This window comes from Sphingomonas sp. UNC305MFCol5.2, assembly GCF_000712135.1.
Taxonomy (GTDB): domain Bacteria; phylum Pseudomonadota; class Alphaproteobacteria; order Sphingomonadales; family Sphingomonadaceae; genus Sphingomonas.
This window is the reverse complement of the sequence record NZ_JOOE01000002.1, coordinates 593458-609232: the sequence shown is the minus strand read 5'-3', so window position 1 is coordinate 609232 and position 15775 is coordinate 593458. Positions and strand designations below refer to the sequence as shown.

The following is a 15775-nucleotide window of genomic DNA, read 5'->3' as shown; positions in this document are numbered from 1 at the left end:
CAATGAACATCCTCTTCATCGAGGACGATCCGATGAACCGTCGGGTCGTGAAGGACATGCTCGACGTCGCCGGGGCGACCATGGCTGAGGCGAGCTGGGCCGAAGAGGGGCTGGAGAGGATCGATGCCGAAAGCTTCGACGTCGTGCTGGTCGATCTGCGCATGCCGGGCACTGACGGCTTCGAGACGATCCGCCGTATCCGCGCGCGTGACGACGAGAAAGGCGAACTGCCGATCATCGTGGTCACCGCGGACACCGCAGTCGATCTGCGCGAGCGCTGCATGGGGCTCGGCGCCGACGACGTGCTGTTCAAGCCGGTGGCGATGGATGCGCTGTTCGATTCGATCGGCCGCGTGCTCGCCAGCCGCGACGGCGGGATCCTCGCTTAGTCCTCGACGATGCGGCTATGCTTCGCCGTATCGCGCATCCTGAGATAGGTTATCAGCGAAATCCCGATCATGGCGGTGACATACCAGTAGAAGCCGCGCTCCCAGCCCGCGTCCTTGAACCACAAGGCCACATAGGGCGCGGTGCCGCCGAAGATCGCGTTGGCGAGCGCATAGGGCAACGCGACGCCGAGCGTCCGGATATGCGCGGGAAAGAGCTCCGCCTTCACGACGGCGTTGATGGAGGTGTAGCCGGTGACGATCACCAGCGCTCCCGTCATCAGCCAGAATGCCTGCCACGCGGTCTCGACATTCTCGAGCGCCGTGAAGATCGGCCAGGTGAGCAGCACGCCCAACAAGCCGAATCCCACCATCAGCGGCTTGCGCCCGATCCGGTCCGACAATGCCCCCGCGAGCGGCTGGATCGCCATGAATACGAACAGCGCCGCCGCATTGACCTGCGTCGCCATCGCATCCGAGAAGCCGGCGGTCTTCTTGAGGAAGGCGATCGGGTAGATCGTATAGGCATAGAAAGCGAGCGTGCCGCCGGCGGTCATCAGCATCACCACCACGGCCTCGCGCGGATGCTCGAGGAACAATGCGCCGAAGCCGGATTTGCGCGCGGTATCCCGCTTTTCGAAGCTCTCCGTTTCGGCAAGCCGTCGGCGCAGCCAGAATACGATCACTGCCAATACGCCGCCGACGGCGAAGGGAATGCGCCAGCCCCATTGCTTGAGATCGCTCTCCGGCATCGAAGCTTGCAGCACGAGCAATACGAGCAGCGCGGTGAGTTGGCCCGAGATCAGCGTGACATATTGGAAGCTGGAGAAGAATCCGCGGTGCCGCTTGCCCGCCATTTCGGAGAGGTAGGTCGCGCTTGCGCCATATTCGCCGCCGAGCGACAAGCCCTGGATCAGCCGTGCGACGACCAGCGAGACCGTGGCCAGCGAGCCGATCGTCGCATAGTCGGGAGTAAGCGCGATCATCAGCGAGCCGATACACATCAGCGTAACTGAAAGCGTCAGTCCCGCCTTTCGGCCGTGGCGATCGCCATAGACTCCCATCAGCCAGCCGCCGATCGGCCGCATGAAGAAGCCCACGGCGAACACTGCCCAGGCGTTCAGGTCCTTCGACGCGTCGTCGGGGAAGAAATGCGGCGCCAGATAGGTGGCGAGCACCGCATAGGCATACCAGTCATACCATTCGACGAGATTGCCGGCCGAGCCGCCGAGGATCGATCGCAGGCGGTGCCGCGCAGGGGAAGGGGATGCCATCGCCGCGCACTATAACGGCGCTCCGCGCGCCGGGAAGTAGCGCAGAGGTCACACACCACGGCCCCGTTTCCGCGTCACCCCTTGCTTCCAACTCGTTACGCAGCTTTTTGGTGCCTTCGTGGTGGCGGCGCGGCTATCACACTCACGCGAACCACGGAGCGGCTCACGATGAAGATCCATCAACCCTCGCGCCGGCATCTGCTCGCGGCCCTCGCCGTGGGCGTACCGTCGGGAAACGCCATAGCCGCTGAGCTTCTCGCGGATCTGTCCCCCGCAACTTATCCCAACTCGTCCCCCTTAGCAGGTGCGAGATGGTATTTCTATGCGACCGCCACCACCAGTCCGCAACCGGTCTACACAACGGCGGCGCTGACGACGCTGCACGGCAATCCTGTCGTTGCGGACGCGAGCGGGCGGTTCCCGGAGATCTATTTCGATAGGTCGCTTCAATACCGCGGCGTTCTGCAAACCGCGGCGGGCGCGCTCCTGCGCGACATAGATCCGATCGATCCCGCGCTGCTCGCGCAACCGGGCGCGGGTGACGGTTCCGGCGAAGCGGTTTTCCATCAGGCGGGAGACACGGCGGTTCCGCGTACTTTACAGGACAAGAGCCGCGAGACGATTTCCGTCAAAGACTTCGGGGCCAAAGGCAACGGGTCCGCTGACGACACCGCAGCGATTCAGGCAGCGATAGATCATGCGAGTACCCTGAGTGACGAGGACACGGTTCAAATAATGCTGCCGGCGGGCACCTATACCGTCACGCCTGCCACGCTCGCCTCAAGCTATATCGGATCGTCCATTTTTGGACAGACCCTGAAATATGCACTCAGGATGAAGTCGAATGTCTGCCTCATCGGCAGCGGAGCTACGCTAAAAGTTGCCGACAATGTCTCGTCACGGTCGCGTCCCCAGAATTTTGCGGTATTTTATAGTGAAGAAGCGCTATCCAATGTAAAATTCGAAGGGGTAACCTTCGATATGAATGCCAGGAATAACTATTTTTCGCCCGATCCTTCCAATACACGTCTCACTCAAGAACAGCGATACAAGCGTTATCATCAGGCAGCGATTTTCTGGGAAGGAAACGCCGGACGTGCCGACGACGTCACTATCTCGGAATGTACCTTCAAGAATCAGGGAGGTGTCTCGGTCATCATCTGTGGGCGTGTCGGGTCCGCGGGGGTAGGTCGGCGCTGGCGCATCCTCGATTGCAACTTCCTGGAGCTTGGGCTCGACACCTACGACCATTCCAGTATCTTCCTGTGGTGCGACGATGCGCTGGTCGAGGGCTGTTTCTGGCGAAACGCGCTGATCTATGCGCCGACCCCGGCAAATCTCGGCGGCGTCAACTCGGCGATCGAGACGCATGGCTCCAACACGATCTTGCGCGGGAATCTGGTTGACGGGGCCAATCGCGGCTTCTTCGTTACCGAGAACGGCTACAGTCGGGTCGAGGCAGTGAAGGTCACCGGTAATATTCTTCGCCGCATCAAATATTGTGGCGTCGACATCGCGTTCGACGGTTCCGGCGGGAAGGGGCCGCCGCGGCTCGTCGAGATTGCCGACAACCTGATCGACATGTCCGCCGACGACACCAACGTAGCAAATCTGACTTTGCCGACCGGCATCCAGTATTTTGGCACCGACAGCACAGTCGCTCCGATCGAGAGCCTGATCGTCGCGCGCAACGAGATGAAGCGCGCCCCGTCGCGGAGCGGGCGGGCCAGTCAGGCCATCGGCATCAGCTTGCAAGCTGCCAATTTCGGCATGATCGACGTGATGGGCAACGGCGCAAGCGGCTTCACGCGCGGCGCCTATATCATCACGGACCGCACGACCACGTGTGAGGCGGTCACTTTCTCGCGCAACCGCTGGCGCAATCCCGACGGCGGTACGGTGCCGGCAGTCACGAAGGTCGGTTGGCTCATGCTAGCGCAAGGCGGACGCATCGGACGCCTGACAATCGACGACGAGATCAGCGATACGCGCAACACCAATAGCTGGGCGTTCGGCATCGTCGCGACCGAGAGCGCTCCGACGACCGTCCGTGAATTCCATGTCGCGCGCTCGATGGTATTCGATGACCGTTTTGCCATCGCCGCCCGGTGCAGCGGCATTACGGACCTGACACTTTCCCGCCTGACCGGCGTCCCGGTCACGGGCGTCTTCCCGGACACCAGCTATGCTTCACTGACCGGTGCCGTGCTCGCCGCCAGACCCTTGCCGGGCGTAAAGCCGACCGATGAGCTTGTTGTGGGCTACGAGAGCGAGGTCACCAATGCGGGTGGCTTCCTGCTGATGCCATTTTACAGCGGCACGGACGAAGTGAGTCTGGCGCTTCGGAACGTCACCAACGCCACCTTATTCACGACCCCCGGCTTCACGTTCCGCATTACCGCATATCCGGGTCGGTGATCTTTTGCCGCGCCTAATTGAGGACGCGCGGACTAGGGGCAAGCGCTAGGTGCGAGGGGGATGGGAAGGCGGCCCGGCGTCAGCGGGGATGAGACGCTCAAGCTGGTCAGGGAAGCTAAAAAGATCGAAACCGCAAACCTCGGCAGCAGTCCCGATCGGCACTGCGCATTTCAGGCAAGCCAGCAGGGTTTCCGAGGCGACGTCTTCACGGACCAGCACATGCGAAGGCCCGCAGTAACTGCACAATGCCGGAGCGCGCCCAAACTCGATCATATCCGCTCTCTCTGCGCGGTCCCCCGAGATGAAGGCCTCACTGAGTTGCGTCTATTGCGGGGCGCAATTGGACATATTCGAGCTGGCCGGTCAGGCCGCCCACGGCGTCCGAGCCGGGAGCGATAAACACCAGCATCTGCGCGGTACAGCCCGGCGGAACGGTGACATGTCCAACAAACCGGCCGGCATTCTCGGCTGAATTGGGCATGACGACCCGGCCGAGTTCGCGCCCATCGGCACGGCACGTCACAACCCAATAGGGGCGAGAACGTTCGGGCTGGTCGATGCCGACGCTTTGGCCTTCGAGGACGTAACGGCCTGCCGGCAGCATCTGCAGTTGCCAGACCAATGTTCCTCCCGCGCCTGCCGGCGCAGAAAAATCAAGCAACCCGCCGTCGCCACTCCGCTGAATCGAGGCAAACAGGCCTGCACCGTCCCCTGCCGTCACCCAGTCGAAATGGCTGGCGCGCGCGATCGAAGCGGTAAAGTTCGGATCGCGCGAGCGCGTGCGATCCGCACGGGGACGAATCCGGGAGAAATACGCCCATGCCTCCTCGACCTGGCCCTTCGTGATCAGGGCGTCGATGAGCGCGCCCGATGCAGCATCGGAAATCGGCACGCCGGCACGCCGCAATGCCAGAAACAGTCGCGCCGTGGCATTCGGCGCCGGCGTCTTGGAAGCCGCAAAAGCTATGAACTGCTCGCCCCAAAGCGGCTTTGCCGAAAGCGTCCGTACCAGCTCGGAGGCGATTTCCGGGTCGGTACTCGCCTGGGCCAGAACGGGGAAGAGCAGATCGGATGCACCGCGCTTTACGCGCAGCGCGATGTCATAATGGTGAAGTGCGTCGGCAACGTCTTCGCGCCCCACCGCGTCTTCGATCAACCACAGCTGCGTAGCGAGATCGCGCCGCGACAGCTGTTCGGAATATTTCATCCAACGCCGCGCTTTCGGCAAGTCGCCACGCAGCTGGGCCAGGGTGCCGAGCGTCGTCACTGCGGGAATCGCCATCGAATCCCGCTTCAGCGCCTGGTGGGCGAGGGCTTCGGCCTCGTTGAGCCGGGCTTGCGCCTCACCGTTCAATTTCGCTCCGGCGGAGATTTTTGCGAGCTCGTCGAGCGTCCGTGCGCGTGCTTCCTCCGCCAGCAGCCGGGCGTCATAGGGTGCAAGCCGCAATGCCAAGTGCGACTTGCGATCGGACAGCGAATTGGCGAGTGACTGCGTCACCGCTCCATAGCCGATCACGCCGACGATTGCCGTCAGCAGGATCCTCGCTCCCCACTCGGCGAGCGAACGCCGCCTGAGCTGGGCGACGAGCGGCCTCATCCCTGCTGCCGCGCGCTTTTGCTCTTGGCCAGCCCGTCACGGCCGTAGTTGTAGCCATATTCATAGCCATAGCCGTAGCCGTAATTGGATCGTTTGGTTTCGAATTTGGTGAGCACTGCGCCAAAGACACGGGCATTGGCGCTGAACAGCCGCGAGAGCGCGATCTTGACCTGGCTCACACGGATGCCGTGCGATTCGACGGCGTAGACGACCCCTTCAACATGGTTGGCGATGAGCGGAGCGTCGGCAAGTCCCATTACCGGCGGCGAGTCGATCACGACGTGGTCATAGGTTTCCAGAAGGCGCTCGATAAGCACCGACAGCCGGTTGCCGGTTAGAAGTTCGGCCGCATTCGGCGGCAACGGGCCCGAAGTCATCGCCGCAATGCCGAATTCCGTCATCGGGAAGGTGAGGGAGGTAATGTCCTCCTGCCCCGATAGGAAGTTGCTGAGACCGACATCGTGGCTGACATTGCCCAACAGATGTACCGAAGGCGAACGCATGTCGCCGTCGATCAGGATCACCTTGCGATGCGCGCGCGCCAACATGGTCGCGAGCGCAAGCGACGTGGTGGATTTGCCCTCGGCCGGCCGTGTCGAGGTGACGGCGAGTGAACGCGGCGCGCCGTGCTCCGTCACGAAGGCAAGGTTGGTCTGCACGCCGAGATAGGATTCGACCAGATCCGACTTGCGATCGAGCAGCACGGCCGCTGGATCGGCATCCTCGACCTTGGGTACGGCGCCAAGCAAGGGCAGGCCAAGCCGGCGCTCGAGTTCGGCCGGATCATCGATCGTTTCGGCCATCTGCTCAAGTGCGAGAGCCAGCAGGGCACCGAGGCCGAGACCTGCCACCAGCGCCAGCAACAGATTGAACATCAGCCTGGGGCTGGATGGGCGCTGCGGCACGTCCGCCGGATCTACGATTGAGATATTGTTGATGCCGACACCGCCGGCAACGCCTATTTCCTTATAACGCTGCAGCAGCGCGTCATAGAGGGCGCTGTTGGTGTCGACTTCCTGCTGGTACAAATTATACTGAATGCTGCGGTTGCGCAGGCCGAGATAGTCGGATTTCAGTTGCTCGACACGGGCGTTGAGCGCCTGCTCGCGGGCCTGCGCCTGGCGGTAGTCGGCGAGCAACGATCCCGAGACACGCGATTCTTCGCGCGCGATGCTGCGATCGAGCTGCTCGATTTGCGACTGGATGGCGCGGGCGGGCGGATAGCCGCTCTCGAATTGAGTCATCAGCCGCTGATACTCGGCCGCCAGTTCGGCCCGGCGCTGACGCAGCGTATTGATAGCCTGGTTACGCAGTGCTTCGGTCGATGCGCCCGCCCCCCCGAGCTGGCGATAGCGCGCCTCGGCCTGGATGCGGTCCGCGACAGCCTGCGACAGAGAGCTGTTCAGCGCTGCGAGATTGTCGGCGACGATCGAACGCTCCGCGGTCACTCCGGTGCCGGTAGACTGGGCCGGAAGATTGATGATGCGTTGCTGTGACGCATAGTTGACCAATTGGCGCTGCGACGCGTCGAGCCGTTCCTTTGCCTGGGCCAGCTGGCGTTCGAGCAGGTTGCGTCCATAGGAAGTCGCCTGGATTTTGCGATCCAGGTTGGTCTGGATGATATTCTCCGCCCAGGCATTGGTGACACGGGCCGCAAAAGCGGGGTCGGGAGCTGTGAACCGGATATTGACGAGGCGCGACAGGCGGACCGGCGAAATGGAGAAATTCTTGCGGAGAATTTCGCCTGCGATCCGCAAGCGCGTCGGGCGGCCCTGCGCGCGATACTGACCGCTGGTTTGTTCGAAAGCTGGATTGTCGGTCGATGCCCCGAACATGGCAAAGAAACTGGGGTCGTCGATCAGCTTCAGCTGGGTTGCCACGCGCTCGGACAGCGAGCGCGACTGCAACAGGCCGTATTGAGTCTGGTAGAATTCCTGGTCCGCGATGCTGGTTTCGCGCTCGACGCCTTGAAAATTCGTCACGCGCTCCGATTCACGTGCGATCTCAATCGTCGACTCCGCCGTATAACGCGGCGTCATCAGCAAGGTGACGATCAAGCTCAGCAGCACGCAGGCAGCAGTCACGCCGACGATAACGTATCGCCAGCGCAACACGATACGCAAATATTGCTGGATCAGGGGGACATGCCCCGGATCTGCGGTGCGTCCTTCGAAATCCACGGGTGCGCCAGGCGCCACATCTGGACGCAGGCTCGAAGCAAGATTCACCAGAAAATCCTTACTGCAGAACCGCGATCAATGGCGCGGCAATCACTGGCGAGAGCGCCACCAAATCGCGGAATAGGCGCCGCTGCGGAGAATCGCCAACGATAATCACATCGTTCGCGTAAATAGGCGGATCTTCGTACGCGCTCCGGCGAATGGCGGTGATGTTGTACAGGCCCGCCATTCGGCGGCCGTTTACCGTGCGCAAGATCACCACATCATCCTGGCGCGCGAATTCCGTGAGCCCCTTGGCCGAAGCGATCACGCGCATCAGCGTCATCTGGTTGGTGACGGGATACAGACCCGGTTCGACCACTTGACCATCGATGGTGGCAACCTGACTCACCGAGTTCTTGATATTGACCACCACCTCGGGGTCGCGGACATAATGCGCGCGCAACGCCGCTTCGATCGTCCGGGCGAGTTCTTCGGCAGTTTTGTCGCGCGCGTCGATAGTCCCCGCCAATGGCATGGCGATGCGGCCGCTGGCATCGACCTGGAGCTCGCGACTGAAGTCCGGAATGCTCACTACCTCGACGGCAATCGTGTCGAGTGGACCAATCAGTGCCGGACGGTCGGCTGCGATCAGGTCGCTGCGTACGGGCGCGGGCAGGTTGGTGGCGCCCGGCACCACCGTGAGATCAGCCGTCGACTGAAGCGGCGGGAGATTTCGGGCACATCCAGCCGTCGCGATCACGAGGCACAGGGCGAGGGGGATCTGACGCATGTGTGGAATAATCTTCTGGATGGACGAAGGGCCGTCTCTATAGATGCAGTCATAGCCGCGGTAAAGAAGCATCCCCCCGCCTCTCGTCACCCCAGCCGAGCCAGATTGCCGCAAGTACAATAACGGCCATTATCAATGGGGTGCGGGCGGGATAGTCGAATGCGCTGGCGATCATGACCAGCAGCAAAATCACCGAACCCGTCCGCGCGACCAGGACTCCCGAATTGGGCGGCGCCCGCCAAGCGCGCAGGCTGGCCCAGGCCCACCAGCCTATCCCCGCGATAAGCAGCGCGAGCCCGAACAGGCCGCCGTCCAGCACGATCTCGACGAAGTCATTATGCGCGTGATTGAAGTAGGTCGGCTTGAGCAGGTCGAAGGGCTCGTGCATCCGGAATATCGGATCAAAGCTGCCCATGCCGGTGCCGAACGGCAAATAGTCCTTCGTCATGGACAGCACCGTGGGCAATGTGCGCTGGCGCAGCTCGCCCGTGGCGTCGAGATCCAGTACGCGCCGAATGCTGACGGCGCGATCCGCCTCGATGCTGGCTGAGACAAGCACTCCGATCAGGAGCACGGTGGTGGGAAGCAGCATCCAGGTGATCCAACGCGGATATTTGCGCAATGCCACCAGGATCGGGCGTCGGACCAGGATCAAGGCCACAGCCAAGGCAATCCCCCCCGTCACCAGACCCGAGCGTGAACCGCTGGCGATGAGAATGAGCAGGAAAAGGGCCACCAGGGCGAACGCCACTACTCCGCGGATGCGCAAGCGCCTCTCGTCGAGCACCGCCCATACGGGCGCGATGAGGACGCCCATCGCAATGAACAAGGCAAAGTGATTGCGATTGGCGAAAAGCCCGCTCACTTCCCACTTCACGTTCTTGAGCAGCGGATGGTCGAAGCCGTTGCCGGAGAGCTGAATCAGGCCGACCAGCGCCGATAAGGCGATAAGGCCGAGCAGCCACTCCAGCAGGCGCCCGCGGTCGCTCGCCGCCAGTTGGCTCGCGATCAGCAGCATGGCCAGGGGGACGAGCAACGATGCCGCCGCATTGAGCGTCGCATCGGGAGCGATGGACCATGGCCGCCAAGGCTGCGGCTGGCCACTCAGGTCGGCCGCAGCCGCGAATATCTCGCGGCCTGAAAGGGATTGCCACCCAGCCGGTGGCAGCGGAATGAGCTGGATCAGCGGCAGCATGATCGTGACCAGCAAAAGAAAGAAGATCGGACGAAGCGGCGCGGGAAACGCAATGGGACGCACGCCGAACAGGAGCGCCACTGCGAGCGCCGCCATTGCCGCGCCACGCGCAATCGCCTGGCCCGCGGCGTCCGCCCGGGAAGCGCCGCCCGCCACCAGGAGCACGATCAACAATATCACTAGGAGGTACAGGATCGGCCGCGGACTTTGGTTTTGCCCCGATCGCCGCTGTGAAGTGCCGCCCACTCGGCGCGAGGAAGCAGGCATCCTCTCATTCTCCCCTTAAAAGACGGTGTTCTTCATCGCAGACAGTTGCGTCCGGCTCAGGATGACGCCGTCGAACTTTGATATGCGCCGGAACCGGGCTGGGCTTCAAGCGGAAGCGGAGCGGAGGTTCCCAGAGCGGCGATCCAGTCGACGATGTCGCTGCTCGGCATGTACTCCGCGACCAGAGTGCAGAGCAGGGCGCGTGCCCGGGTTACGTTCCCCGCCTCGATCAGCGCGTCGAGCTCCTCCAGGTTGGGCTTCAGATCCGACCAGGGGAGAAAGTGCTCGTTCGCCATCATGATGCGGGGCTGGGAAGTCTGGCAGGAGTTGTTGCCGATCAGCAGTTCCTCATACAGCTTCTCGCCCGGCCGCATGCCGACGATGGCGATTTCGATGTCACCATGTGGATTGTCTTCGGACCGCACCGACCGGCCCGAAAGCTCGATCATGTTGCGCGCGAGATCGATGATCCGCACGGGCTGGCCCATATCCAGCACGAACACTTCTCCGCCCGATGCCATCGCGCTTGCCTGAACCACGAGTTGCGCCGCCTCGGGGATCGTCATGAAGTAGCGCGTGATCTCCGGGTGCGTGATCGTTATCGGACCGCCTTGCCTGATCTGCTCGCGAAAGAGCGGGACAACCGAACCGCTGGATCCCAGGACGTTGCCGAATCGCACCATCGAGAAGCATGTCGCCGCCTGCTCGGCCGCGAGTGCCTGAAGCACGAGTTCGGCCAGGCGTTTGGTGGCGCCCATGATGTTCGTGGGACGTACCGCCTTGTCGGTGCTGATCAGCACGAAATTCTTCACGCCTTCCTGGACCGCGAGTTCGGCCATGCGCAGCGTGCCGATCGCATTGTTCCGCATGCCTTCCAGCGGATTATGCTCGACCAGGGGAACATGTTTATAGGCGGCGGCGTGAAAAATGGTGTCCGGACGCCAGGCCTGCAGGATCCGCTGCATCCGATCTTGATCGATCACCGAACCGAGCAGCGGCACAAGGTCGTGTTCCCTGCCGTCCTCGCGCGGGAAGCGGCTAAGGTCGCGATGTACCGAATAGAGGGCGAATTCACTGGAATCGACCAGGAGTAGCTTGGCCGGGCCGACTGCGAGGATCTGGCGGCACAATTCGCTGCCGATTGACCCGCCTGCTCCCGTGACCAGCACCGTTTTCCCGAGAATGTTCTTCTGGAGCAGCTGCTGGTCCAGGACCACCGGTTCGCGCCCGAGCAGATCCTCGATTTCAAGCGAGCGAACGTCGTTCACCGACACGCGTCCGTTTGCGATATCGAGCAATCCCGGCAGCGTACGTACCGCCACACCCAGCGAGCGAAGGTCCTGAAGGATCTGGTTGCGGCGGTGCTGGCTTGCTGAAGGAATGGCGAGATAGATCTCGGCGACCTCCAGCTGCTCGACGACGCTCATCATCGATCGCGGGCCCCACACGCGAATACCGGCGACCAGGCTGCCGATCAGGCCTGACGCGTCGTCGATAAAGCCGACGATCTTCGTGTCCGGACTCTCGGCGAAGGCCGCGGCAAGTTGACGCCCTGAGGCGCCCGCGCCGTAGATCAGCACATTCTTGCGGATCGACGGGTGGCGCGAACGGCGATTTCCGCTGAGCAGCCAATATCGGCCGAAGACACGCGTCGAGGCAACGGCGATCAGCAGCAGGGCAGGCTGCATGATGCCGATCGTGCGCGGAACGCCATTTATGCCCCAGGCGGTGAAGATCGACGCGTAGATCAGGCCGTAGAAGAACACTGCCTGCGCAATGAGCGTCAGCGCTTCCCAGGTGAGGTAGCGGAACACCGCGCGATAGAGGCCGAACGCCACGAAGATCGGAATTGCGATCAGCACGGCCCACAAGGCCGGCCAACCCAGGTCGGAGAGGGGGACCCATTCGTTGAGGCGGAGATAGAATGCCAGCCAGACCGCAAGGAGGCATAGTGACGCATCGATGCAGACCGCGATGACTTTCTTCACCGCGCGCGGCAATGCCACTACTGGCTCGATAATCCGCTCGATGATCATCTGATTGGCTCCGCCGGCTCCTGGCAACTTGGCCGTTCCATCGGCGCCTTTCCTCCCGTCGCTCTCGTTCCCGCCATGGAATTGATCTGAAGGCCCATCAGGGGAATTCTGCGGGAACGAGGTGCCTAGCTTGAGACTAAGCCACTCGCTTCGCAAGGCTTTTAGAAGCGGAGTACCGGCTTATCGCCGATGCCCTGCGCGAAGGCGCGCGTGAACTGTGTATGCTCCACGAGCACTACGAGAATATCCACTTTCGCAACGAAGTCCGTCAGATCCGCATAGTCACCGACATTCACGACCGGATCATAGACCTGAACATTGTACCCGTCAGCCTGCAGCAGATGGACGATTTCCCAGGCCGGGCTCTCGCGCTCGTCGTTCACGTCGGGCTTGTAGGTCACACCGTAGCAGCCGATGACAGCGTCGCGTTTCGCGGCGACCGCGCGACGCACCTCGGCCGCGATACGCTTCGGCTGTTCGTCGTTGATCCGCCGGGCCTCGGGGATCAGGCGCGTTTCCTCCGGTGCCATCTCGACGATGAACCAGGGATCGATCGGCAGGCAGTGACCGCCGACGCCGATGCCCGGCTTCAGCAGATTGACGCGCGGATGGCGGTTCGCGATGTCGATCGCGTTGTCGATGTCGGTGCCGAAGCGATGCGCCACTGTCCGCAGCTCGTTCGCCAGCGCGATGTTGACATCGCGATAGGTGTTCTCGATCAGCTTGCAGAACTCGGCGGTGACGTCGTCGGTGAGGACCAGTTCGCCCTTCACGAAGCCCTTGTAGAGCGCCGCTGCGCGCGTCGTGGCTTCCGCATTGTGGCCGCCGATGATGTGCTCGTTGTTGACGATCTCATAGGCGATGTTGCCCGGATAGAGACGCTCGGGGCAATAAGCGAGGTGGAAGTCCTCATCGACCTTTAGGCCGCTCTTCTCGAGGATCGGGATCGCAGTTTCGCGGCAGGTCATCACCGGACAGGTCGAGTTGATGACGACCAGATTGCCCTTGCGCAAATGCGGGACGATGCTCTCGAGCGCCGCGGTGAGCGCGGTGAGATCGGCCGTCTTGCGCTGCTCGCGAAGCGGCGTCGGCACCGCGATCAGGAAGGCGTCCGAAGGCGCCACCGCGTCGAGGAAGCGCATATCCTTGTTCTGGATGACGTCGTCGAAGATCGCGAGGAACTCCGGCTCGTCGATATGGCACTTCCCGTTGCCGAGCATGTCCATCTTGCGGCGGTCGACATCGAAGCCGGCCGCTCGCAGGCCCGAGCTCGCGAGCATGATCGCGATCGGCAGCCCGACATAGCCGAGGCCGAGCACCAGCACGTCGAACGGCTTGGCCGCGGTCTCCGCCGCGGGCGCTGCGACCATGGTGCTCACAGCGCGTACACCTTGCGCATCCAGTCGACCGTCCGCTCGATGCCTTCCTCGAACGGAACCTCGTCGAGATCGCCGAGTGCGTCGACCATCTTCTTGCGGTCGACGACCTTGTCGAGCGTCGTCATCGGCTCGGGATCCTTGTAGGTGACCAGGCTCTCGTCCTTGTTGGTCGCGCGCAGGATGATGTTCGAAATCGTCTCGATGTCCGTCCGCTCGGAACCCGCGATGTTGTAGACTTCGCCGGGAACGAAATTGTCGGCGATACGGCCAATCCAGGTCGCAGCGTCCTCGATATAGGTGTGGGTGCGAGTGTGGCCGCGATGCACGGTGTAGGGGATGTCGTTCAACGCCGAATAGACGAAGCGGCAGACGACCGAGCGATAGGTGCTGTAATATTCGCCCGGACCATAAGTGTTGAAGATACGGAAGCGGACGGACTCGGTGTTGTTCATCTTCTCCGAGTTCTGGATCTGCATCTCGTTGACCCACTTGGTCATCGCATAGTCGTTCATCTGCGGAATCGCAGTCTTGGAAGGCACGTCCTCGTACATGACGCCGTCATAGTCGCCATAGACTTCCGAGCTGCTCGCATGGATCAGGCGGAAGCCGAAGCGCTCCTGCAGCCGAATGATGTTCTTGGTGCCGACGGCGTTCGACATCCACAGCGTCTCGTAAAAGTCTTCGCCGTTCCAGCGGCCGAATTCCGCAGCGAGATTGAACACGTAATCGAACTTCTGCTGTTCGAAGATTGCCTCGAGCTGCCGGTAATGCGCGATATCGGCGCGAAAATACTCGATCGTGTGATGGTGCGCACGATCCAGCATCCAGACCTGATGGCCCTGGCCCCGCAGATAGTTGGTAAGATGGGTTCCAACGACGCCCAGCCCGCCCGTAACAAGAATTCGTGCCATCCCTTTAAATCTCCAACAACGCGCTTTCGTACGCGCGATAAGCAGTCAGCCTCTCCAGAAGCTATCCTCTGCGCTCTCCGAATCTAGAAGCGGGCCTCGCCCCCTCGGTAGGGCTTGGCGTCGCGGACTAGGACTTCGGCGATGCGGGCGCAACTATGGCCGTCCCCGAATGGGTTGGCGGCGGTAGCCATCCGCCGCCACACCACGTCATCGTCCAGCAGTTCGCTCACGGAAGCGACGATCCTTGCGGGATCGCTGCCGACCAGCACGGCAGTGCCCGCATCGATCGCTTCGGTGCGCTCCGTGTGATCCCGCATGACTACCGCCGGCGTGCCGAGGCCAGGCGCTTCTTCCTGTACGCCACCAGAATCCGTCAGTACCAGATGTGCCCGGTCCATCAGCCAAATGAAGTTCAGATAATCCTGCGGCTCGATCAGATGCACATTGGCAAGGCCGTCCAGCAGCGCCTTTACCGGCCCCTGGACATTGGGATTGAGGTGCACGGGATATACGATGTGCGTATCGGGATAGGCGCGGCCCAGTTCAGCTATCGCCTTGCAGATGTTCTCAAGTCCGCCTCCGAAATTCTCGCGGCGATGGCAGGTGACGAGCACCATGCGCGCCTCCTTTGGCAGGAAGGCAAAGCGCTCCTCAAATTCGGCCGCGTGGTCGCGCACTTCCTGCGCCTTGATCCGCAGTGCGTCGACGACGGTATTGCCGACGACATGGATCGCCGATTCCGGCACATTCTCCGCGCGCAGCGCCATCGCGCTGCGCTCCGTAGGAGCGAAATGCCAGTCGGACAGAACCGTGGCGACCCGCCGGTTGATTTCCTCGGGGAAGGGTGAATGCCGATGGCCGGTCCGCAGGCCCGCTTCGACATGCGCAACCTTGATCCGCCGATAAAAAGCCGTGAGGGCACAAGCGAGAGTTGTCGTCGTATCGCCCTGAACCACCACCACATCGGGTTGGGATCGGACAAGCACGTCGTCGAAATTGATCAGGATGCGACCTGCTATCTCTGCCAGCGTCTGATTCTGCCCCATCAGATTCAAGTCATAATCGGGAACGATACCAAAAAGGCCAAGCGCCTGATCAAGCATCGACCGATGCTGCGCGGTTACGCACACTTCAACATCGAACTCGGGATGGTTGACAAGCTCGTGTACCAAAGGTGCGAGCTTAATCGCCTCCGGGCGGGTGCCAATAGCTATGAGGATTTTCACTAGTCGACCAAGTCCCAATCGGCGGTTTAAGCCGCTTCGTCTGCCCCAGTTAGCGCTTACGCTTCTTTCTTCTTAGAAAGATTGGGCAATTGTGCCCGTCGCTGCGGAGCGCCTATGCGCGAAGTCTACTATTG

11 protein-coding genes are annotated in these 15775 nt (G+C 61.9%); 2 read left to right on the top strand and 9 right to left on the bottom strand.

What is annotated here, in order from left to right; all coding sequences use genetic code 11:
* Positions 1-2: 2 nt before the first annotated feature.
* Positions 3-389, top strand: coding sequence for a response regulator (locus tag BR78_RS0109995; RefSeq protein WP_025560887.1), 387 nt, complete (start codon positions 3-5; stop codon positions 387-389).
* Here BR78_RS0109995 and BR78_RS0109990 read toward each other — a convergent pair.
* The gene (locus BR78_RS0109990) at positions 386-1660 is read right to left on the bottom strand and encodes an MFS transporter (RefSeq protein WP_025560886.1); all 1275 of its coding nucleotides are present in this window, start codon (positions 1658-1660) and stop codon (positions 386-388) included. The genes BR78_RS0109995 and BR78_RS0109990 overlap by 4 nt on opposite strands.
* 168 nt (positions 1661-1828) lie before the next feature.
* On the opposite strand from BR78_RS0109990, the gene BR78_RS0109985 reads away from it, so the two are divergent.
* Positions 1829-4078 (top strand): glycosyl hydrolase family 28-related protein, encoded by a 2250-nt coding sequence (locus BR78_RS0109985; RefSeq protein WP_025560885.1) that lies wholly within the window; start codon positions 1829-1831, stop codon positions 4076-4078.
* Positions 4079-4388: 310 nt separating this feature from the next.
* On the opposite strand, the gene BR78_RS0109980 is transcribed toward BR78_RS0109985, so the two are convergent.
* The 8 genes from BR78_RS0109980 to wecB form a co-directional block, all read right to left on the bottom strand.
* Entirely contained in the window at positions 4389-5675 is a 1287-nt protein-coding gene (locus BR78_RS0109980) for a hypothetical protein (protein ID WP_025560884.1), read from the bottom strand.
* Entirely contained in the window at positions 5672-7903 is a 2232-nt protein-coding gene (locus BR78_RS0109975) for a GumC family protein (protein ID WP_231478230.1), read from the bottom strand. Before BR78_RS0109975 ends, BR78_RS0109980 begins: the two co-directional genes overlap by 4 nt.
* 10 nt (positions 7904-7913) lie before the next feature.
* The gene (locus BR78_RS0109970) at positions 7914-8699 is read right to left on the bottom strand and encodes a polysaccharide biosynthesis/export family protein (protein WP_231478229.1); all 786 of its coding nucleotides are present in this window, start codon (positions 8697-8699) and stop codon (positions 7914-7916) included.
* On the bottom strand, positions 8677-9987 hold the full coding sequence (locus BR78_RS0109965; protein ID WP_231478246.1) for an O-antigen ligase family protein: 1311 nt from the start codon (positions 9985-9987) through the stop codon (positions 8677-8679). Before BR78_RS0109965 ends, BR78_RS0109970 begins: the two co-directional genes overlap by 23 nt.
* Before the next feature lie 158 nt (positions 9988-10145).
* On the bottom strand, positions 10146-12125 hold the full coding sequence (locus BR78_RS0109960) for a nucleoside-diphosphate sugar epimerase/dehydratase (protein WP_037566442.1): 1980 nt from the start codon (positions 12123-12125) through the stop codon (positions 10146-10148).
* Between the two features lie 161 nt (positions 12126-12286).
* Positions 12287-13495, bottom strand: a complete 1209-nt coding sequence (locus BR78_RS0109955) for a nucleotide sugar dehydrogenase (RefSeq protein ID WP_025561099.1) — start codon at positions 13493-13495, stop codon at positions 12287-12289.
* Between the two features lie 5 nt (positions 13496-13500).
* The gene (locus tag BR78_RS0109950) at positions 13501-14415 is read right to left on the bottom strand and encodes an NAD-dependent epimerase/dehydratase family protein (protein ID WP_025561098.1); all 915 of its coding nucleotides are present in this window, start codon (positions 14413-14415) and stop codon (positions 13501-13503) included.
* An 83-nt stretch (positions 14416-14498) separates the two neighbouring features.
* Positions 14499-15641: a non-hydrolyzing UDP-N-acetylglucosamine 2-epimerase gene (gene wecB, locus BR78_RS0109945; RefSeq protein ID WP_025561097.1), complete on the bottom strand. Its 1143-nt coding sequence runs from the start codon at positions 15639-15641 to the stop codon at positions 14499-14501.
* Positions 15642-15775: the final 134 nt, after the last annotated feature.

What these genes read in the sequence shown, in the direction of transcription:
- BR78_RS0109960 (WP_037566442.1), bottom strand. Translation starts at nt 12,125, where the DNA reads ATGATCATCGAGCGGATTATCGAGCCAGTAGTGGCATTGCCGCGCGCG.
- BR78_RS0109950 (WP_025561098.1), bottom strand. Translation starts at nt 14,415, where the DNA reads ATGGCACGAATTCTTGTTACGGGCGGGCTGGGCGTCGTTGGAACCCAT.
- BR78_RS0109985 (WP_025560885.1), top strand. Translation starts at nt 1,829, where the DNA reads ATGAAGATCCATCAACCCTCGCGCCGGCATCTGCTCGCGGCCCTCGCC.
- BR78_RS0109970 (WP_231478229.1), bottom strand. Translation starts at nt 8,699, where the DNA reads ATGCTTCTTTACCGCGGCTATGACTGCATCTATAGAGACGGCCCTTCG.
- BR78_RS0109955 (WP_025561099.1), bottom strand. Translation starts at nt 13,495, where the DNA reads ATGGTCGCAGCGCCCGCGGCGGAGACCGCGGCCAAGCCGTTCGACGTG.
- BR78_RS0109980 (WP_025560884.1), bottom strand. Translation starts at nt 5,675, where the DNA reads ATGAGGCCGCTCGTCGCCCAGCTCAGGCGGCGTTCGCTCGCCGAGTGG.
- BR78_RS0109995 (WP_025560887.1), top strand. Translation starts at nt 3, where the DNA reads ATGAACATCCTCTTCATCGAGGACGATCCGATGAACCGTCGGGTCGTG.
- BR78_RS0109990 (WP_025560886.1), bottom strand. Translation starts at nt 1,660, where the DNA reads ATGGCATCCCCTTCCCCTGCGCGGCACCGCCTGCGATCGATCCTCGGC.